Origin of the sequence: Parabacteroides sp. MSK.9.14 (genome assembly GCF_019041495.1) — a bacterium.
Lineage (GTDB): Bacteria > Bacteroidota > Bacteroidia > Bacteroidales > Tannerellaceae > Parabacteroides > Parabacteroides merdae.
Window position 1 is genome coordinate 51,648 of the sequence record NZ_JAHPXO010000025.1, and the last position, 21,737, is coordinate 73,384.

13 protein-coding genes and 1 riboswitch are annotated in these 21,737 nt (G+C 46.7%); of the genes, 5 read left to right on the forward strand and 8 right to left on the reverse strand.

The annotated features are described in order from the left end of the window. Positions 1-12 precede the first annotated feature (12 nt). The 4 genes from atpB to atpD are packed head-to-tail and all read right to left on the reverse strand — an operon-like array spanning position 13 to position 3,257. Positions 13-1,071, reverse strand: a complete 1,059-nt coding sequence (gene atpB / locus KTG12_RS13830; protein ID WP_138273132.1) for a F0F1 ATP synthase subunit A — start codon at positions 1,069-1,071, stop codon at positions 13-15. Continuing rightward, positions 1,049-1,477 carry a hypothetical protein gene (locus KTG12_RS13835; RefSeq protein WP_005633048.1) on the reverse strand — a complete coding sequence of 143 codons (429 nt, stop codon included), beginning with the start codon at positions 1,475-1,477 and terminating at the stop codon, positions 1,049-1,051. The genes atpB and KTG12_RS13835 overlap by 23 nt, the downstream gene beginning before the upstream one ends. Before the next feature lie 20 nt (positions 1,478-1,497). Then, on the reverse strand, positions 1,498-1,731 hold the full coding sequence (locus KTG12_RS13840) for a F0F1 ATP synthase subunit epsilon (RefSeq protein WP_138273133.1): 234 nt from the start codon (positions 1,729-1,731) through the stop codon (positions 1,498-1,500). An 8-nt stretch (positions 1,732-1,739) separates the two neighbouring features. Further along, on the reverse strand, positions 1,740-3,257 hold the full coding sequence (gene atpD, locus KTG12_RS13845) for a F0F1 ATP synthase subunit beta (RefSeq protein WP_138273134.1): 1,518 nt from the start codon (positions 3,255-3,257) through the stop codon (positions 1,740-1,742). A gap of 302 nt (positions 3,258-3,559) precedes the next feature. Continuing rightward, positions 3,560-3,818, forward strand: a riboswitch (cobalamin riboswitch). Positions 3,819-3,851: 33 nt separating this feature from the next. Here atpD and KTG12_RS13850 point away from each other — a divergent pair. The 4 genes from KTG12_RS13850 to KTG12_RS13865 all read left to right on the forward strand — a co-directional run bounded on the left by KTG12_RS13850 (position 3,852) and on the right by KTG12_RS13865 (position 10,566). Further along, on the forward strand, positions 3,852-5,852 hold the full coding sequence (locus tag KTG12_RS13850) for a TonB-dependent receptor (RefSeq protein WP_155144156.1): 2,001 nt from the start codon (positions 3,852-3,854) through the stop codon (positions 5,850-5,852). A 20-nt stretch (positions 5,853-5,872) separates the two neighbouring features. Next, the gene (locus KTG12_RS13855; protein ID WP_138273136.1) at positions 5,873-7,279 is read left to right on the forward strand and encodes a YncE family protein; all 1,407 of its coding nucleotides are present in this window, start codon (positions 5,873-5,875) and stop codon (positions 7,277-7,279) included. A gap of 2 nt (positions 7,280-7,281) precedes the next feature. Further along, complete coding sequence (locus KTG12_RS13860) at positions 7,282-8,400, forward strand: ABC transporter substrate-binding protein (protein ID WP_138273137.1); 1,119 nt, start codon at positions 7,282-7,284, stop codon at positions 8,398-8,400. A gap of 1,002 nt (positions 8,401-9,402) precedes the next feature. Continuing rightward, positions 9,403-10,566 carry a 6-bladed beta-propeller gene (locus tag KTG12_RS13865; RefSeq protein WP_005650704.1) on the forward strand — a complete coding sequence of 388 codons (1,164 nt, stop codon included), beginning with the start codon at positions 9,403-9,405 and terminating at the stop codon, positions 10,564-10,566. A gap of 93 nt (positions 10,567-10,659) precedes the next feature. On the opposite strand, the gene KTG12_RS13870 is transcribed toward KTG12_RS13865, so the two are convergent. From KTG12_RS13870 to carB, 3 genes are all read right to left on the reverse strand, one after another. After that, complete coding sequence (locus KTG12_RS13870; protein ID WP_138273138.1) at positions 10,660-12,036, reverse strand: NAD(P)/FAD-dependent oxidoreductase; 1,377 nt, start codon at positions 12,034-12,036, stop codon at positions 10,660-10,662. A gap of 195 nt (positions 12,037-12,231) precedes the next feature. Continuing rightward, positions 12,232-14,289 carry a transcriptional regulator gene (locus KTG12_RS13875; RefSeq protein WP_138273139.1) on the reverse strand — a complete coding sequence of 686 codons (2,058 nt, stop codon included), beginning with the start codon at positions 14,287-14,289 and terminating at the stop codon, positions 12,232-12,234. Positions 14,290-14,366: 77 nt separating this feature from the next. Next, the gene (carB, locus tag KTG12_RS13880; protein WP_005646775.1) at positions 14,367-17,585 is read right to left on the reverse strand and encodes a carbamoyl-phosphate synthase (glutamine-hydrolyzing) large subunit; all 3,219 of its coding nucleotides are present in this window, start codon (positions 17,583-17,585) and stop codon (positions 14,367-14,369) included. 378 nt (positions 17,586-17,963) lie between these two features. Here carB and KTG12_RS13885 point away from each other — a divergent pair, with 378 nt between their 5' ends. Beyond that, complete coding sequence (locus KTG12_RS13885; protein ID WP_155144160.1) at positions 17,964-19,793, forward strand: heparinase II/III family protein; 1,830 nt, start codon at positions 17,964-17,966, stop codon at positions 19,791-19,793. A 76-nt stretch (positions 19,794-19,869) separates the two neighbouring features. Here KTG12_RS13885 and KTG12_RS13890 read toward each other — a convergent pair whose 3' ends face one another. Further along, on the reverse strand, positions 19,870-21,528 hold the full coding sequence (locus tag KTG12_RS13890; RefSeq protein WP_227226012.1) for an O-antigen ligase family protein: 1,659 nt from the start codon (positions 21,526-21,528) through the stop codon (positions 19,870-19,872). Positions 21,529-21,737 lie beyond the last annotated feature (209 nt).

Consider the following 21,737-nt stretch of genomic DNA (forward strand, 5'->3'; position numbering starts at 1 on the left):
AACCTAATATATTTAATCTTTAACCTTAGCCAAACCTATATAATTGGCTGACAATAATGTGAATATATATGCTTGCAGACAAGCCACCAGCAATTCCAGACAGTTCATGAACGCGCAGAACAGCACCGAAACGATCGTCATTCCGAAATTCACCAACAACCCCATCGATACCGTGATAAAGATCAGGCAGGTGAGGGCGAGGATGATCGTATGTCCTGCCATGATATTGGCAAACAGACGGATCATCAAGGCAAACGGCTTGGTGAATACGCCGAAAAACTCGACAAAGGGCATGATCGGTAACGGCAGTTTCAGGTAGATCGGCGCTTTGGGCCAAAATATCTCTTTCCAATATTCCTTTGTCGCAAACAGGTTGACAGCGATAAACGTACATCCCGCCAAGACGGCCGTGACCGCAATGTTGCCGGTGATGTTGGCCCCTCCCGGAAAGACCGGGATGATTCCGATCAGATTGTTGATCAGGATAAAGAAGAAGACCGTCAGCAGATAAGAGGAAAACGGCCTGTACTCTTCTTTGCCGATCGACTCCTTGATGACGCCGTCCTGTATGTAGGAAATAATCATTTCCATCAGGCCGGTAAACCCGCTCGGAACCTGGTTCGGATGTCTCTTGTACCAATGGGCGGTCCGTAGAACTACGAACAGCAGGATGCCGCAACTCAGGAACAGGCCGCAAACATTCTTGGTCAGCGACAAGTCGACCGGACGCACCTCTTCTCCGCGGCTGTTCTTTTCCACCACCTTGCCGGCGTGTTCGCCTTCTGTAGCGATATAATAGTTGTGATGCGCTTGGCCGTGATGTAAATGGTGGGAGAGGAACATGTCCCATCCACGCTCTTCACTTTTGACCAATATCGGCAGAGAGATGGCGATCTCCTTTCCGTTCCATTCGGTAATATGCCAGGTGTAAGCGTCTTGGATATGCGAAAAGACAATATCCTGGACATCGATGCCTTCCTTTTGGGAATCAGCATGAGCCGGGGCCAGAAAACAGAGCCACATCAGCAATACTATCCATATCAACCTGTTATTTTTGATATTGTTCATCATTTTCCTTTTTCTCTCTTTTCATTCTTTTCTTCTCGAACAGATAAACCGTATACGTTTCCAATCCCAAATAGATAAAATAGAAAAGCATCAGGGTGAAGCCGAACATTCTCAAATTTTCTCTGACCAGTGCGGCATAAAGCCACAGGAAAACAACGGCAAGGGTGAACTTGCAGAAACGGACTACCATGAAAGCGGTAATCGTCACATCGCCGTTTTTTCTTTTCTTCCGGTCAAGTATATAGGTCATCACAATTGCCATCACCCAGTAAAAGATCGGAATGGAAGGATACCATTTGAAATAATGATCCGGCCAGATCGTGTATAATAATCCTCCTAACGTCACACCGATGGCTGCATTGATAAATGTAATCAATCCCATCAGCTTTAATTTTAACCATCCAGTCATGTCGTCGTATATACTTTTATTTATTCGATGCAAACAGATATGTAATCATCCTTAACCTCTACGAATCCGCTCTTGATAGCCTGTTCGCCTTTTTTGCCATCGTGTTCATATTGGATGGCTCCCTGTCGGAGGGCGGCTATTAGCGGGGCATGATGGGGGAGGATATCAAATGAACCGACCATGCCCGGAAAGGAAACACGCTCTGCTTCGCCTTCGAAAAGAATGCCGTCCGGTGATACAATTTCCAATTTCATATCCATTTTTAATTTGCTTGTTCTGCCAATCGTTTTGCTTTTTCCATTACGTCCTCGATCGTGCCTACGTTCAAGAAAGCCTGTTCGGGGATATCGTCCGTCTCTCCGTCCATGATCATCTTGAATCCTCGGATCGTATCTTCGATGGAGACCATGACGCCCGGCACGCCGGTGAATTGTTCCGCCACGGAGAACGGCTGTGAAAGGAAACGCTGTACACGGCGAGCGCGGTTGACGGTCAGACGGTCTTCGTCGGAAAGTTCTTCCATACCGAGGATCGAGATGATGTCTTGCAGTTCCTTGTTGCGTTGGAGGATTTGTTTCACACGCTGTGCCGTTTCGTAATGCTCTTTGCCCACAATCAACGGGTCCAGGATGCGCGAAGTGGATTCCAGCGGGTCGACGGCCGGATAGATACCGAGTTCGGTGATCTTACGGCTCAATACCGTGGTAGCATCCAGATGCGTAAAGGTCGTTGCCGGAGCCGGGTCCGTCAGGTCGTCTGCTGGCACATAAACTGCCTGAACGGAAGTGATGGAACCTTTCTTAGTGGAAGTGATGCGTTCCTGCATGGCTCCCATCTCGGTGGCCAGTGTCGGCTGGTAACCGACGGCGGACGGCATACGTCCCAGCAGGGCGGATACTTCCGAACCGGCCTGTGTGAACCGGAAGATATTGTCGATAAAGAAAAGGATGTCTCTTGTTTCCCCCTCTGCCGCTAGGTCACGAAAAGACTCGGCGATCGTCAGTCCTGAAAGGGCTACCGAAGAGCGGGCTCCCGGCGGTTCGTTCATCTGGCCGAAGACCAGTGTCGCCTGCGACTTGGCCAGTTCATCATAATCGATCTTGGACAAATCCCAATGACCTGCCTCCATGCTTTTCTTGAATTCTTCGCCGTAGCGGATGACTCCGGATTGGATCATCTCGCGCAGCAGATCGTTTCCTTCGCGTGTACGTTCACCCACACCAGCAAAGACGGAGAATCCGTTGTTCTTCTTCGCGATGTTGTTGATCAACTCCATGATCAGAACCGTCTTTCCTACGCCAGCTCCCCCGAACAGACCGATCTTGCCTCCTTTGGAGTAAGGTTCGAGCAGGTCGATCACCTTGATACCGGTGTATAAGACTTCACGGCTGGTGGTCAGGTCTTCGAACTTGGGCGGTTCACGATGGATCGGAAGAGCCCCTTTCTTGTCGAGTTCGGTCATTCCGTCAATGGGATTCCCCGTTACGTTCATCAAACGCCCTTTTACCTGGTCGCCGACCGGCATCGTGATGGGCGAACCGTGCGAAATGGCTTCCATTCCTCTCTTCAGTCCGTCTGTCGTATCCATCGCTACGGTACGGACCGTGTTTTCCCCAATATGCTGCTGGACTTCCACAATCAGGATTTTTCCATTGGGGCGGGTTATCTCCATTGCGTCGTGGATGCGGGGAAGTGTTATCTTTTCTTCCTTGTCATTATCGAAATGGATGTCCACGACCGGACCGATAACCTGTGAGATATAACCTTTTATTTCTCCCATACAATCTCTTTTTTCCTTAATCCTATTCAAATCTTCAGCTGCAATATTACGAATTATGAATTTCCGAAAACCGGAAATATTACTTTTTGAGTCTTTTTGTACTTAGTTAAATATTCAACTAATTTCAACCTCTTCTAAAATGAACCAATCGAGTTCTGAAATGAACCAAAATAGTAGGAATAGCTTATTTTGTAAACCATAGAGATAGAAGATTCTAAGCATGATATGCCGTTTTGTTGGCGAAAAACAGATGAAATGTTTTACTTTGTTAAATAAAAAGGATTACTCATCTGTTTTTTCTACCTTTGCAATCGGATTATGGTGTAACCGTATTTGCTTCCGCTGACGGTTAGTAAAAGGGAATCCGGTGAAAGTCCGGAGCTGTACCTGTAGCTGTAAGTTCTGAAACCCCGGCAAATCTTGTTGCCACTGGTGGTTCAATTGAGAATTGACAATTTGAACACCGGGAAGGCTGCCGTTAGTTGGTAATTGTCCATTATCAATTATCAATTGAAAAGGGGGGAACAAGCCAGAAAACCTGCCATTATTCGGTATCCGGTTCCTCGGGTAAAGGAACTGATGAATCGAAAAGGTATGCAGAATATATTTGTAAAACGATTGTCGGGCCTGTTATGTGCCTGGCTATTTCCGTTTGCCGCTTTGTATGCGCAGGTAGACACGACGACCTATCACCAGCTTTCGGGTGTCGAGGTGTTAGGAAAGGTACGCCCTTCCACCACCCGTGAGAGTACACCGCTTCAGGTGATGGACAAGGCTGGGATCGAACGGCTCGGTGTGCAGGACTTGTCGGAAGCCGTAAAACGCTTTTCCGGTGTGACCGTACAGGATTACGGAGGTATAGGAGGTTTGAAAACCGTTTCCGTCCGCAGCCTCGGTGCCAAACATACGGCTGTCTGCTATGACGGGGTGACGGTCACGGATGCACAGAGCGGCCAGGTGGATATCAGTCGCTTTTCACTGGACAATGTCGATATGATCTCCCTGTCGATCGGTCAGGCCGACGACATCTTCCAGACGGCACGGATGTACGCTTCGGCAGGGGCGTTGAGCATAAAGACTGCGGCTCCCCTGTTTAAGGAAAAATCTTATAATGCTTATGTGAAACTGAAAGGAGGTTCATTCGGATTGTTCAACCCGGTGGTACGTTATGAGCAGAGAATAGGAAATCGGTGGTCCGCATCTCTGCATGCAGATTGGTTGAGTGCAAAAGGAGATTATCCTTTTACACTGATAAATGGTAAGGAGGTTACAGAAGAAATCCGTAAGAACAGCGATGTTCAGTCTCTTCGTCTGGAAGGAAATGTGTATGGTCATTTCGGACGGGGTGGAAAATTGAATGGCAAGGTTTATTATTACGATTCGGAACGGGGACTTCCCGGTTCGGTAATTCTTTATAATAGCAATGCCCGTGAACGGGTATGGGATAATGACTTTTTTACACAGCTTCATTATGAGAACGAATGGTTTGATCGCTTGAAATTCCAGGCAAATGCCAAATACAATTATTCGTTCAGCAAGTATCGCGATATCAGCAATAAATATTCCGGAGGCAAACAGGAAGATCTGAATACTCAAAACGAATATTACGGATCGGCAGGAATTTTGTATACGCCCTGTTCTTATGTCTCTTTTTCGTTGAATACGGATATCGCGCGGAATACTTTGGTAAACAATTTCGTAAATACTCCGACTCCCAAACGTTGGACTTCGCTTACCGCATTTGCCGCACAATATAAAAGCCCGGTGTTGACAGCTACAGCCAGTTTGCTGAGCACTTATATAACGGACAAGGTTGAGAATGGAGATAGGCCGGCAGATAAGAAAAGGCTTTCTCCGGCAGTAAGTATCTCCTGGCGTCCGTTCCAGGAACAGTCTTTTCGTATTCGGGCTTCTTATAAAGATATATTCCGTGTCCCGACTTTTACGGATCTGTATTATCTGCGTATGGGGAATGTCAATTTGAAACCGGAAAAAGCAACTCAATATAATATCGGGTTTACATGGAATGATGAGATAAGTCCTTTTATACGCCTGTTAAGTGTTTCTGTTGACGGCTATTATAATAAGGTAAGTGATAAGATTGTCGCCATTCCGAATATGTACATCTGGAAAATGATGAATATGGGAGAAGTGGAAATAAAGGGGATAGATGTAAATCTAAGTGCCAATATACCTTTATATAAGACTTTTTCCCTCTTGCTCTTGTCTGCTTATAGCTACCAGGATGCGATCGATGTAACTGACCCGGAAGAAAAAAACTATAAGAACCAGATACCTTATACCCCACGGCATTCGGGGTCTGTTTCGGCATCATTGGAAAACCCTTGGGTGAATGTGACCTATACGCTTGTGGCAGCAGGTGACCGTTATGCCCTTCCGCAGAATATAGAGGCAAATCAAATAGATTCATATCTCGAACACAGTCTTTCTGTAAACCGGAGTTTTGCATTGAAGAAGTGTATGTTTAAGGTGCAGGGAGATATCCTGAATCTGACAGATAAAACGTATGACATTATTCAGTATTATCCGATGCCGGGGCGTTCATGGAGATTTAGTTTAAGTATTACATATTAATTAGATAAAATAGAAATAGTATGAAGAAGAAAAGTGTTTTTTTTGTTTCAGTCCTATGTGCACTGATGTCTTTTGTCTTTACAGGATGTAAGGATGAAGATGAAAATCAGCTTACTGTTCCGACAGAAGTTGTGACTGGGGTCACTTTTACAGACACGGATCAGGTTGAAGGAGTAATTAAAGGTACATTGAAATGGATTGCTCCGGAAAATGTATCCAATATCACTAAATATGTTATTTATCTGTCTGCCGATGGAAAGGGTAGAGATACGAAATTGGGTGAAGTTGAAGTCGGAACAAACAGCTATGCTATTGAAACAAGTGTAACTGCCGATACATATATTATAGTGGTTGCATGTAATGCACAGGGAGAATCAGAGGCTTTGGCAAGTGTGAAAATCCAGGACCTCACACCGGACAGCCCGGAACAGGAGCCGGAACCTGTAGATAATGGTGGTATCTATTTTCTGAATAGTGGAAAGATGGGGAGTAACAATGCTGGCCTTTCATGTTTCAATCTGAATACGTTGACGATGACTGTTGATACTTTCATGAACGTGAATGAAAGAGGATTGGGTGACACGGCTAACGATATGCTTGTATATGGTTCTAAAATGTATATAGCTGTTTATGGTTCCAGCATTATCGAAGTGACAGACTTGAGTGGTAAATCTATCAAACAGATCAAATCGAGTGGCGATGCCTTATTACCCCGTTTCTTTACAGCTAATGAAGGAAAAGTATATGTGTCCTTGTATGATGGTTATGTAGCCCGCTTGGATACGGCATCTTTAGAAATCGAACAGAAAGTAAAAGTTGGCCGTAATCCGGAGCAATTGGTAGTTGCCAATAATAAATTATATGTGGCGAATTCCGGTGGTTTGGATTATAATACTCCGGTTGGGTATGATAAGACTGTATCTGTTATCGATTTAGCATCTTTCCAAGAGACGAAGAAGATTGAAGTGGTAACAAATCCTGTAAACTTGGTGACAGACAGCCAGGGAGATGTTTATTTGGTTTCTATGGGTGATTACGGTGCTATTCCGAATACTTTCCAACGTATCGATAGCGAGACGGACGAAGTCACGACTATTACAGAAACGAATGCGACAGAAATGGCTTCTGTCGGCGATAAGCTTTACATGATCTATTCACAGTATGATGCAAACTGGAACCAGGTTATCTCATTTATTTCTTATGATGCAATAAATGAGAAGGTTATTTCAGATAACTTTATCACAGATGGAACCTCTATTGATAAACCTTATAAAATCGGAGCTGATCCGACGACCGGTTATATTTATATTACTGCTTCCGATTATAAGACGAATGGCGATGTGTATGCATTTGATGCGAGTGGTAAGAAGTTATTCCAGTTTGAAGTTGGTTTAAATCCTGTTAAGGCTGTATTTGTAAAACGATAAAAATGAAGTTGCTTACTTCTTTCCTTTTACTCTGCCTCACGTTAAGTTGTAATATGAGGCAGAGTTCCCATTCCGAAAACTCCCTCTCTTCCGACACCATCCGCTACGCCCAGGGTTTTATCGTGCATCATTTCGACGGCTATACGGCTGTTGAAGTGCGTGATCCGTGGGACAGCACGCGCCTGTTGCAACGGTATCTTTTGGTAGACCGTGACCGGCCTGTTCCCGAAAACCTTCTGAAGGGGACAGTCGTGCAGGTTCCGGCACAGAATGTCGTGGTCTATACATCCGTGCATGCGGCTATTATCGACCAGTTGGGCGAGACAGGGCGGATCATAGGCGTTTGCGAGCCTCGCTATATGGACACCCCTGCCATCCGGGAAGGGCTGAAAGCCGGACGGATTGTCGATATGGGAGAGGCGACCGCCCCTAATGTGGAGATGATGATCGACAAAGGCGCCGAGCTTGTGATCGTTTCCCCTTTCCAGAATAGTGGCTACGGGCCGGTCGAGAAGTTGGGAATCCCCATTATCGAGGGAGCCGATTATATGGAATCGCTGCCGTTGGGACGTACCGAATGGATTCGTTTCTACGGGATGCTGTTCGGTAAGGAAGCGTTGGCTGATTCCATTTTCAGGCAAACGGAAAAGAGTTATCTCGATCTGAAACAGCTGGTCACGGCCGATATGCCTCGCCCGACCGTTATCTCCGAAAAGAAGTTCGGCGCTTCCTGGTTTATGCCGGCGGGAGATAGCTATATCGCCAATATGTATGCCGATGCCGGAGCCGATTATGTTTTCAAGGAACTCCCCGGAGCCGGAAGTACGCCTTTGGCTTTCGAGACGGTACTCGACCGGGCTATCCATGCCGATATGTGGCTGATTAAGTATAACCAGTCCGAAGACATGACCTACGGTGACCTGCGTGCCGAATACGCGCCGTACGAGAACTTCGATGCCTTTAAGAACCGCCGGATTTATTCCTGCAATACGGGACTTGTCCCTTATTATGAGGAATTTCCTTTGCATCCCGATTACCTGCTGAAAGACCTGATCTGGGTGTTCCATCCGGAATTGCTGCCCGGCTACAGTCCGCGTTACTATCGGAAGATGCAGGACTAACCGGCAACGAAAGTTTGTGGAGAATAATCTATATGTTTGTTGCATAGTGGATTGTGTAGGTGAAGGATTTTTTTTCATTATCGATGACAGTACGAAGATAAGGCCCCGCTACAGGCAGGAATACCGTTTCGGGAAGATCGGCGAAGATCGGTGCAGAAACAGGTAGGAAGAGGTAGGAAATAGATGTTATTATATTTTGAATATCAGCATTTATTGCTTATCTTTATAGGGCAATGAAACGATGGGGATGAGGAGGAGGAATGAATTCGACGTCAGGCGTTACGGGTAGCAGGTATAGACGGCCCTTTACGGTCCGGATTCGATGCCGGCATCAGTTGGATAACGGTTGTCCAGCTGGATGGGGGGCAAACCCGGAGCTGCAGGTGAGGATGATCGTGCAATATCAAGGTGAGCCTTGAAACAAGGGACTTCTGTGTACGAAACAAGGGACTTTGACGTGTCAAACCAAGAAGTTCGGGAGGTAAAAGACCGGACTTCCGGATGCGAAAGAAGGGATTTTTCTCGTTCCTGTCGTGTCTTTTTCTATGCCGGTTTAAAAGGGCACAAGGAAATGAGTTTATATATATATATATTATTAATATATTTATTCTAAGATGTAGGATTGAAACGCAATGAACGAAAAACCTCTGTAATCTGCTTGCAATGAATGGTTTATATTGAGACATTGACTGCACCGTTTGTTTGCCTTGGTGAAATCGGAGTGGCGGTAATTATTAAAACACAGGTACAGTTAAGGTCCATCAGGTATTCGTTTTTTGTAATGAAGTCGTTGATAAAAGAAGTATGTGTCAGACCATATTCCACAATTAATGATTACATTTGTGCGTATAGATTGTGATTGAGTCTGAATAAGATAGTTCAATATGGAACCTTCCTTGTCGTTTTGATTCTTGTCGTGGCATGCAATCAAGACAAAAGGAAGGAAGTAGCGGTGCAAAGTGTCACCAACAAATGAATAATGAAATATAATTTCAATTTGCAATGAAAAAAAGAATAACGATTGGGACGCTTACCCTCTTATCTCTCATGGGAATGTTCGGCTGTAAGCAGCAGGAAACGGTCGAGGCACTTATGACTCTTGATGTAAAAGCCGATTATCCGGAAAAGGAATGGGTTGTTCAAGACTTTTTGGATGTGGAATACATCCCGTTGGAAACGAACGACGAGTTTATCACCCAAGGCAGTGTCAAGGCGATAGGAAAGCGGTTCGTGCTGGTGACGAATCTGCTCAACGATGGCAATATCTTCGTTTTTGACAGAAAGACAGGCAAGGCGGTCAGGAAAATCAATCGGAAGGGACAGGGAGCCGAGGAGTATGCTTTTATCAACGGGATCATCCTGGATGAGGAAAAAGACGAGATGTTTGTCAATAGTGCTTCGAACAAGAAGATATTTGTCTATGACTTGCAAGGGAATTTCAAGCGGAGTTTCCAGCATGCCGAGGGCGCGCAGTATCTGGATGTGTTCAATTATGACGCCGACAATCTGATCTGCTACGATATGTCTGCTTCTTATAAGGACGGGCAGAAAAGGGATAAGGAGTTTTACCATGCACTCATATCGAAGCAGGACGGAAGTGTCACCCGGGCAATTCCGCTTCCTTTTGACATTATCAAGGCTCCGTTTGTTCAAAAGGGGGATATGGTTGCTGTCGCTTCCGTTCGCTCTATCACGCCTGACCAGGGAAACTGGCTGCTTGCCGATACCTCTTCCGATACGGTGTATCGCTATATTCCCGGAAAAGACAAATTAATCCCGTTCATCGTAAAAAAGCCGGCGGAAAATCCGGATATGTTCCTTACGATGGGGGTGAACACTGGTCGTTATTGTTTCATGCAAACCATTGGAAAAGAGTTTAATTTTGAAAAAGGAAGGGGTTTCCCGACTACGGATTTGATGTACGACAGCCGTGAAAAGGTTGTATTCAAACCGATAGTGCTCAATGCTGATTATACGACCCGGAAAAGGGTGGACTTGATATCCCGTCTCGGAAACGAGGAAGTGGCCGCCTATGAGATTCTTTCTGCCGACCGGCTGGTCGAGGCCTACGGGAAAGGTGAGTTGAAAGGCGGGTTGAAAGAGATTGCGGCCGGTTTGGACGAAGAGTCGAATCCCGTGTTGATGTTGGTCAAGCATAAGAGATAGAACCGGAAGGAAATAAAATCCCCCCGTACTCTTACAAGCGAGCCGGGGGATTTTCAGTTTGGCATTTTTATTATAGGGAGTTGTTTTAAGTTATCATGCCCAGCCGTTCAACATTCCGTAGAAGTACATGGGTTTCAGGAAATAAACCTTCAACAGCCATGCGGCCCATTGCTCTTTCGATGTGTCCAGCAACGTGAACGGGAACGAGTTTTGCGCCTCTTTCTTATAGTTGAACTCACACAAGAGAACATGCCCGTAGTCCGTCACGATCGGGCAGGCGGCATATCCGTCGTATTTCTCTGCCGGTTCTTTGCCTTCCATCAGCGAGATCAGGTTCTTGGCTGCGATCGGCACTTGCTTGCGGATTGCAGCGGATGTTTTGCTGGTCGGGATTCCGGCTACGTCTCCTAGGGAAACGATATTCGGATATGTTTTGTGTACCAGTGTCTCTTTGTCTACCATAACCCAGGCATCGGCAGCCAGTTTACCTTCCGTCCAGCCCAGTCCGGCTTCTCTTACAAAATCGGGGGCCGACATCGGCGGCGTGAAATGCAGAAAATCATAATCTTCTACAAACGGAGTGTAGACTTTCTGATCGCCCACTGTTTCGATCTTCTCGAAATGAACCTGTTTGGCAGCCGTATCCACACCTTTCACTCGTACATTCAGGTTGATAGGAATGTTACGCTCTTTGTAGATTTCCAACAAGCGGGGAGTGAAAAACGGGACATCATACAGCTCTTTGGATGCTGTGTAAAAATTCAGATCCACCGTTTCGCGTGTACCCTGTTTGCGGGTATAGTGTTCTGTCAACAAGCAGATTTTCTTGGGAGCACCTCCGCATTTGTGCTTGGTATAAGTATCAGTGTAGATTCCACGTCCACCCGTCTTGGAGAATTCCTGTATGGCTTTCCAAGTCTTTTGTGCACCTTCGAAATCATAGATGCTGTGGGCGTTCCCTTGTCCAAGTGTCGCTTGCGTGATACCTTCTACCTTTTCCCAGTTGATTTGGATTCCGGGAGTCAGGACCAGGAAGTCGTAGGCGATCTTTCCGTTATTTTTGGTCGTTACCTGATTCCATACGGGATCGACGTCAGCAACAGAATCTTTAATCCATTTGATGTCATTGGGTATGCAGTCCTCCTGCTTTCTCCAGACGTCATCCGGTTGATATACACCCGATGCGATTAAGGTGAACCCCGGCTGATAAAACTGACGGTCACTGGGATCGATCAAAGTGATATCCGGCTTGTCCAGCCAACTCTTTAAACGGGCAGCCATACTGATACCGGCAGCACCTCCGCCGATAATTACAATTTTACCTTTGGCTTTGCTTGAAAATGCTTTTGCCTTTTGGGTACTTGCAGCAGTCAGTAAACCGGCCATTGCCATCAGTTTGAAAAAGTGGCGGCGGTCGATACCTTTCTTCTCGAACGCCTTTAATTGATCTTCCAGTTCGTGTTTCATCATGTATGAAAATTAGATTTTGATCGCAAAGAAAGGATAATCCGTAGGAGCGTACAAAGAAAGGACTACTACATGGCTTGCGCAAGTGCTTTGAGTGGAAAGAAATACTACAACATTACTTTCTCATATCTTTTTATGATGCATTTAATTATCTGATATGTAATAGTATATAAGATGTAAAAATCTGAGAAAATATTTTCAGAAATTCATTAGGAAATCGACGAGATTCGTATCTCCTTCCAGCTCCAAACGCTTCCTTAGACGGTATCGGCGCAGCTCTATTGCCCGTACGGATACGTTCATGAGGGATGCTATTTCCTTTGTGGAGAGATTCATGCGGAGCAAGCAACAGATGCGGAGATCGCCTGTCGTGAGATCGCTGTATCGCTGTCTGAGGCGGTCCATGAAATTTTGGTGCGTGCTGTTGAAATAGCTTTCGAACAGTACCCAGTCCGCCTGGTTGTTCAAAGTCTCTTCCATCAGCGTCTTCATGCGGATGTAGAGTTTGTTCGGATAACGTTCGCCTAGCGTTTCTTTTTGTTTTTCCAGTTCTTCCAACAGGCTTTGGATGGCTTGGTTGCGTTTGACGAGGGCTGTTGTCTGAAGTGTCAGTTCGTTGTTCTTGTTTTGCAGTTCGGCTTCGAGCATCCGGTTTTTTATGACCTGCATCTGCTGTTGCTCGGCTTGCCGTTCGGCTTCGGCTTTTTCCTGTTCTTCCTTATGTAGGTTCTTCAGGTTGTAGCGGAGCACGGCCTGTACGAGAAACCAGACGAGTGTGATATAGACCAGCCATGCCCATACGGTATTATACCAGGGAGGGCGGACTTCGATGGGCAGTGTGAGTTCGGGATAGGGACCCTTGATGACGTATTTGCGGACTTTCAATTCATACCTCCCTTCCGGCAATTGCAGGAAAGTGATTTTCCCGTCGTGTTGCCAAGCTGACCAGTCTGAAGATACGCCTTCGATCTTGTAGCTGATCTGGTGGTTGGAGGTGAATATCGTGGTGCCTGCCCAGACATTGAACTCCTGGAAGTTGTGCGGGAGAGAAATGCGTTGCGTGTTGATCGGCAAGTGATGGATACCGGAAGCATCGACGTATTCGAGTCCCGAAATTTTCAGGGGAGTGCTGCCCAGGCTATTGCCGATCAGTTCCCGGATATTGACCAATAAAGTCCCTTGCATGGCAGAGACCAAGACCAGGGAGTCGTTCAAAGGGATGATCCGTTTGCCTCTCGTCACGAGGTTCATATTGTAATTGTCGAAGAGCAGGCGGCATTTCAATGTTCCGATGCCGTCCGCTACGTGAAACAGTCCGGCTTCGTTTTCGATGGAAAGCCAGTAGAGGTTGTCACCGGCCGGATAAACATGTTCGGCATCGGCAAATACGCCCACTGCTTCCGTGTCCCTAAATAATTTCTTAACGGTCGGAGCGGGGTCTTTTTCGATCCTAAAGCAAGGTTGCGCTTCGGCTTTGCTTACGGCGATGAAAGGGCTTGTGGCTCCCAATGAGCGCTTGAAATAGCCGAGGTTGGTTTGGATATACAACTCTTCGCCATCTAGTCCGGCATTCACCAGTTTGCCGATCTCGCTTCTTTTTCCTAACAAAGTGATCGGAGGATCGAAAGAGATTTGTGATAATCCGTTGTCGAGCGCCACCCAGATTTGCCGGTTGTCCTGTACGCAGATAAAGCGGACGATATTGTCTTGTAGTTGGTTCTGTAAAGACAGGTGTTGCAGGATCGTACCGTCGGAGTCTGTGATATATAATCCTTGTGTGAGGGTTCCGATGAAAAAGAGCGTTCCGTTGGTAGCGAAGGCACTCGGCTGTGCATCCTGTATTTCTTTCGGTAAAGTAAAAGGTATTTCAACAGGGGGTGGAGTGAAGCGGATTTCTGGCGGGACCGTGTCCAACGGGTGGTAGCGGAGGATTCCGTCTTTGTCGTATGTCCAGCTTCCCAACATCGTCTCGTTGCGGGTGTAGATCGTGTCGTTGTAGTTCGTTACGCCGGTCACCTCTTCCTGTCCCGGCAGCGAATATAGTTTCCATGTGTTGCCGTCGAAAGCAAGCAGGCCGGAATTGTTGGCGACATACAGCATACCGTCGGGTGTCAGCGAAAAGCCCCAGTTCTGGCAGCTCGCTTTATAATCGTCGACCGTATAGTTTTTTACAAATACATAAGGAATGGCTACTGACGCGCGCATGGCATGTGCCGTGAACAGAAAAGAAATGAGAATGGTCAGCAGTCTGTACATAAGTCTAAATGAATATAGGCACGGAAGTCCAATACTTCCGTGCCTGAATGAGGTTACAAATATAATGAAATTCCTATTTACTTGTATTCCTGCCAGCTCTTAATCTGGATGTCTTTTTCGTCCATATTACAGAAAGCGCTGATGAAAGCACTTGCCAAGCGGGCGTTGGTGATCAATGGAATGTTGTGATCGATCGCTGCACGACGGATCTTATAGCCATTGGTCAGCTCGCGCTTGCTGTGGTCTTTCGGAATGTTGACAACCAGTTCGAACACGTGCTTGCTGAACATATCCATGATGTTCAGGTCGCCCTGTTCGTCCGGCCAGCAAACTGCTGTCGCAGAGATGCCGTTTTCATTTAAGAATTTAGCCGTTCCAGCCGTTCCGTAGATGTTGTAACCTTTGGCTGCCAGCATATGGCACGGTTCCAGCAGTTCAGCCTTGCTCTTGGCGGCACCGGAAGAAACCAGTACGTTCTTCTGCGGGATTCTATTTCCGACAGCGATCATGGCAGAAAGCAATGCTTCGTTGAAGTCGTCGCCGATGCAGCCTACTTCACCTGTAGAGCTCATATCTACGCCCAGTACAGGGTCGGCCTTATGCAGACGGGCGAATGAGAACTGCGAAGCCTTCACACCGATCCAGTCGATGTCGAATGCACTCTTGTCCGGTTTGGTGTAAGGAGCGTCAAGCATGATGCGGGTTGCCGTTTCGATAAAGTTGCGTTTCAGGACTTTTGATACGAACGGGAAACTGCGGGATGCACGCAGGTTACATTCGATAACCTTCACATCGTTGTTCTTGGCCAGGAACTGGATGTTGAACGGTCCGCTGATGTTCAACTCTTTGGCGATCATTTTGCTGACCTTCTTGATACGGCGGGCTGTTTCGAAGTAGATCTTCTGTGCCGGGAATACCAATGTCGCGTCACCGGAGTGGACACCGGCAAACTCGATATGTTCGGAGATGGCGTACTCGACCACTTCGCCATTCATGGCTACTGCGTCGAATTCTATCTCTTTCGCCCCTTGCAGGAATTCGGAAACAACTACCGGATATTCTTTGGAAACCTTGGCTGCCAAGTTCAGGAATTCGATCATCTGCTCCTTACTGTGGCATACGTTCATGGCTGCGCCGGAAAGCACGTAAGACGGACGGATCAGGATTGGGAAACCGACCTTTGCGATAAAGGCGTCGATCTCTTCCATGCTGGTCAACTCGGCCCAACGTGGCTGGTCGATACCTAACGTATCCAGCATTGCGGAGAATTTGTGACGGTTTTCGGCACGGTCGATCGACAGTGGTGAAGTACCCAATACAGGTACGTTCTGGCGGTACAGCTTCATGGCCAGGTTGTTCGGTATCTGTCCACCTACGGAGACGATTACGCCCTTCGGCAGTTCTAAGTCCATGACATCGAGCACGCGTTCGAACGAAAGCTCGTCGAAGTACAGACGGTCGCACATGTCATAATCAGTGGAAACCGTTTCCGGGTTATAGTTGATCATGATGGATTTATAGCCTAACTTGCGGGCTGTCTGTGCGGCATTCACCGAACACCAGTCGAACTCAACGGAAGAACCGATGCGGTAAGCGCCCGATCCCAGAATCACGACGCTCTTGTCGTTCGGATAGTAAGAGATATCGTGCTGGCTGCCGTCGTATGTCATATACAGGTAGTTCGTCAGTTCGGGATGTTCCGATGCGATCGTATTGATGCGTTTTACACTCGGCAGGATACCTAATTTCTTACGCAGGTTGCGCACGCGGATATTTTCCTTTTCCATGTTGCCTTCCGGGTTTTCAACATAACGGGCAATCTGGAAGTCGGAGAATCCCAGGCGTTTTGCTTCCTTCAGCACATCTTCCGGCAGGTCTTCGATCTTATCGTAAGCAGACAATACTTTCGTATAGTCTACGATGTTTTTCAGTTTTTCCAGGAACCACGGAGTGATCTTGGACAGTTCGTGGATGCGGTCTACCGTGTAGCCTTTTTCAAGCGCTTTGGCTACGGCGAAGATACGGAGGTCGGTCGGGTTGGCCAGCGCGTCGTCCAGGTTATCGAATTCCACGTCGTTGTTGCCGACGAAACCGTGCATGCCCTGTCCGATCATACGCAGACCTTTCTGCATGATTTCCTCGAAGCTCTTACCGATCGACATAATCTCGCCGACAGATTTCATGCTCGAACCGATCTGGCGGCTTACACCGACAAACTTAGTCAAGTCCCAACGCGGGATCTTTACGATCATGTAATCTACTTCTGGTGCTTTGTAAGCGGAGTTGGGAGTTCCCATCTCACCGATTTCGTCAAGGCTGTAACCTAATGCCAGCTTGGCAGCCACGAATGCCAGCGGATAACCGCTCGCTTTGGATGCAAGTGCGGAAGAACGGCTTAGGCGGGCGTTTACTTCGATCACACGGTAATCGCAAGTATCGGAGTTGAATGCGTACTGGATGTTACATTCGCCGACGATACCTAAATGGCGGATCGTCTTGATTGAAAGTTCTTTCAATAGGTCCAGTTCTTTGTCTGTCAGTGAACAGGTAGGAGCGACAACGATACTTTCGCCCGTATGTACGCCTAACGGGTCTACATTTTCCATGCTTACAACCGTAAAGCAGTGGTCGTTCTTATCGCGGATTACTTCAAATTCAATTTCCTTCCAGCCTTTCAACGATTCTTCCACCAACACCTGGGGAGAATAGGCGAAAGCGCTTTCTGCCAGCGTACGCAGTTCTGCCTCGTCTTTGCAGATACCGCTACCCATACCGCCCAATGCGTATGCGGAACGGATCATGACCGGGAAGCCGATCTCGTAGGCTGCCTTCACGGCATCTTCCAGGTTTCCGACAGCGTGGCTAACCGGAGTTTTTACTGCTATCTCGTCAAGTTTCTTTACAAACAGGTCGCGGTCTTCCGTGTACATGATCGCTTCGACCGAAGTTCCCAGTACCTTTACACCATATTTGGCCAGTGTTCCGCTGGTATACAGTTCGGTTCCGCAGTTCAAAGCAGTCTGTCCGCCAAAAGCCAGCAGGATACCGTCCGGTTGTTCTTTTTTGATCACTTCTTCAACAAAGTAAGGAGTGATCGGCAGGAAATACACCTTGTCGGCTACCCCTTCTGATGTTTGAATGGTTGCAATGTTCGGATTGAGCAATACGGTGCTGATTCCTTCTTCTTTCAGCGCCTTCAGTGCTTGTGAACCAGAGTAGTCAAATTCTCCGGCTTGTCCGATCTTCAGGGCACCCGAGCCCAGAACAATCACCTTTTTGATACCACTTTTCGACATAGTAATTTGGGTTGTTTAATTTATTGATTTTATAGAATGTTATAATTGCCTTACGAGATCACAAGGTGCAAAAAAAATGCGTTAGTAAAAATAACTAACGCATCCTATATAACCAAATGATAATCCTTTAAAATAAAAAAATGAGCTTCATTGTCCGACATATAACCGGAAAAGTACGCTGGATTATCCTTATGTGCTTTCTGTGTCATGAAACTCTATCTTCAAAATTTCGGCAAAGATAAGGCTTATATTTCAAACATGCAAGAGATGTTGGTGCCCTCTTTCTGAAAAATACTTTTCAAGTTGACCGAAATGTCCGGAAGATAATTTTATTTTCCTATCTTTATCCCCATCAATCATTCAAATAATTCTGATATTATGAATAAGACACTTTATCTCATTTTTATTTGTCTCCTTTTATGTGCCGGCACCCGTCTTGTTGCCCAGACTTTTGATTATAACCGAGTGAGTGGCCATCCCCGCTTATTGATGAAGCAGGGTGAGGAGCAGCAGATACGAGAAAGCCTGAAAGATAACCCCGAAATGCAGCGCGTCTATAAGCAGATTGTCGGAGAAGCCGACCGGCTGTTGGTCTGTCCGACGTTAACATATAAGAAAGAGGGACGTCGTCTGTTGGCCGTTTCCCGTGAGGCTTTGAAACGTATTTTTGACCTTTCGTTTGTATACCGGATGACCGGCGAAGATAAATACCGCTTGCGTGCCGAGCAGGAGATGGTGTCCGTCTGCTCTTTCGGCGACTGGAACCCGTCTCATTTCTTGGATGTCGGCGAGATGACGATGGCGGTTGCGATCGGTTATGACTGGCTGTTCGATAAGCTGTCTCCGGAAACAAGGAGAGTGGTACGTGAATCGATTCTTCAGAAAGGTTTTGCTCCGTCGAACGACAAACAATATAACTGGTTCCTGAAAGCAGAAAACAACTGGAACCAGGTTTGCAATACCGGGCTGGTATATGGAGCCCTTGCCCTTTTGGATTCGGACAGCAAAGAAGCGGCTGCTGTTATTGAACGGGCTATGTCGTCTGTTCCTCTGTCGATGAAAGTGTACGCGCCTGACGGCAACTATCCGGAAGGGTATAATTATTGGGGATATGGGACGAGTTTCAATGTGATGCTAATCGCCGCTTTGGAATCGGCTCTCGGTTCGGATGGAGGACTGAGTGCGGTGGAGGGCTTTATGTCTTCGGCCCGGTTCATGCAGTATATGGCGGGAACGACCGGTCTTGCCTTCAATTTCAGTGATGCACGCGAAACGACTCAATCTTTTCCGGCCATGTTCTGGTATGCATCCAAATTAGGCGATCCTTCCTTGCTCTGGAACGAAAAAATATTCCTGACACGCGAGGATACGCATTTTACTGCGGAAGAAGAGCGTTTCCTGCCGATTATCTTGATCTATGGTTCCCGCTTCGATATGAAGGAAGTGACGCCTCCTGTCTCGAAAATCTGGACCGGACATGGAAAAGTGCCTGTAGCTCTGATCCGTACCGGATGGGATAAGGGAGAAGGTTTTTATGTCGGGATAAAAGGAGGAACGGCTTCGGCCAACCATGCTCATATGGATGCCGGATCATTTGTGTTCGAAGCTCAGGGAGTTCGTTGGGCACAGGATTTGGGTATGCAGGAGTATTATTCTCTGGAAAAGGAAGGCGTACGACTGTGGAACGGTGATCAGGACGGGCAACGTTGGGATGTCTTCCGCTATAATAACTTTGTGCATAATACGTTGACGGTAAACGGAGAAAAGCACCAGGTAAAAGGAGCGGTTCCGATTCTCGCTACTTATACGAAAGATGCACGGTTGGGAGCCAGCTTGGATATGACTTCTTTGTTCGGTAGTAATCTGAAGAAAGCGACACGCGAGGTTGTGCTTGTGAAGGAACGGTATTTGCAGGTAACGGATCAGGTGCAGGCTGCCGGCCAACCAGCTTCTGTCCGGTGGACGATGGTCACCTCCGCCACTCCTAAGCTGCTCGATTCCCACACGATAGAATTGACGAAAGAAGGTAAGAAATTACATGTGATTATCGACAGTCCTTCGGCTGCCGCCTTCTCTGTGGTCGATAATGTTCCGTCGCATAGCTACGATGCTCCGAATCCCGGTTCTGTCCGGATTGTTTTTGATGTTGATGTGAAAGCCGGTCGGAAGGAAACATTGAAAGTGCGTCTGGTTCCGGTTGTGGAATAATACATGAATGTACCGATATGCCGGGGTACGACAATACCGTTGAATGGGCATATCGGTATGCTTCAATTCCTATTTGTTATTTGCCGAAATTCCAGTTCCTGATGATTTGCAGTATTTCCTCTTTCATTTCCTTCGTTATGTTGTTTTGTGTACTGGGCTGGAAGGCGAGAAACCTCTTGGCTGCTTTATGGAATTTGTCCGGATGTAAAAAAGAGGGGTTTGTATACAATTTGGCGAGTAGGAAGTAGGTATATCCCTGTTCCGGTAAAATCCTGCTGATTTCCAGCAGGTAACTTTCCGCTTTCTGGTATTGCTTGATCGCCTTTTCGTTTTTTGCAATTGCATAGTATAGTTCGGGGGCTGCACTTAGTTTTAATGCCCTGTCCAACCATTTGATGGCAATATCGTGCTGTCCGGTCTTATAGAAACATTCTGCTCCCTCATATAGAAAATCTGTCCGGTGGTATAACTGGACAAACAGACCGGCATACCGGCTGGCTGCTTGTTCGTACTCCTGATTATGATATAATTCCTGAAGCGTCTTCCATTCCCTATAGGTATAGTAGGTATCTTTCTGTCCGTAGAAAAGAATGCAGGTAAGAATGGCGGCGATGGCACTGATATACGGGATACTCCTCTGTGCTCGCTGCTTGTTATGCTTCGGATTGGTCACACATATGGCGGTCAGGAATAAGAGCAGAACCCAGTAGGTCGGGAGTTGGAGCGGATAGGAATAAAGGGCGAAGATTCCGAGTGCCAGAATTCCGCCGGATGCTCCAATCTGTCTGTGTCTGATCCCATAATAAAGGGAAAATGCGAGCCAGAAGATAAAGAACAGCAACCCCGTAATACCTAACTCAAGTCCTATTTGCAGATATTCGTTGTATGCATACTGGGGACAGGTTGCGGTTTGTTTTTCTTTGGAAGAAGCGGTATCGGTTTCGAAATAGGCAGATTGTTCCTTTGCGTATGTAGCTGGAAAGCCGCCTATACCTATGCCGGTTACCGGATGTTCCATGATAGCCTGGGTCGTGATATTCCAGATCAAAAGCCGGCGATCTCCGGCCTGGGCTTTTTGGATATTCCCGACCAAAATGACTGCCGTGATCGCAACAAACAGGATAATCGAAGAGATGGCAAACAGCTGGATGTGGTTCTGTATGGCTTCTTTCGTCTGTTTCCATCCGATCAGCCTCATCCAGCAAACCCAGATTCCGGAAAGGAGGGCTGCAAGCCATACGGGTTGGTCTGTTTTGAATATTAAGGTGGTGATAATCAAAGTAGATCCGAGAATGGAGAAATAGAACAGGAAAGTACGGGATTTCCACAAAGCGATCTTGTCGCAATTCTTAAAACGGAGTAATGTGTTCAGACAGACTGGAAAAATGACTGCGATATAGCCATAGAAAGGCTCTGGTTTCAGCGATGTTTCAAGCAGCCTGAAGACAGGATGGGTGATGGGAGCAGGATTGATGGTATGGCTGATCCCCCAGATGGCCGGAACGATTCCGGTAAATATGATGATCGTAATGAAAAACGGTCGTAATTCCTGATGCGCCTGTAAAGCACCTCTGAGCATAAACCAGAGAGCAACCAGCTGAGCGATGAAAAGGAAACGTTCCGGCTGAAGATTCTCGTCTTTGTCGTAAGAAACCAATACGATACCGAACAGAAGTAATAATAAGGCATCCGGTAATGAAAAGATAAAACGGCTTTTCTTTGTTGTGAATTCCATAAGTAGAACCCCACCGGCTAACAATAGAGATGTGAAATGAAACCAGCAAATTTTTCCGGACAGCGTGCCGTCTGCTAATTCCGGATTCATGGCGAAGATTATACACAATAGTAACATTCCACTCGTTGCGAGTAAAAGTAATCTTAGATAACTAAAAAAATTATTCATAATTATATTTATTAAAATGTGAAAAAACTCTGCTTTCTGTG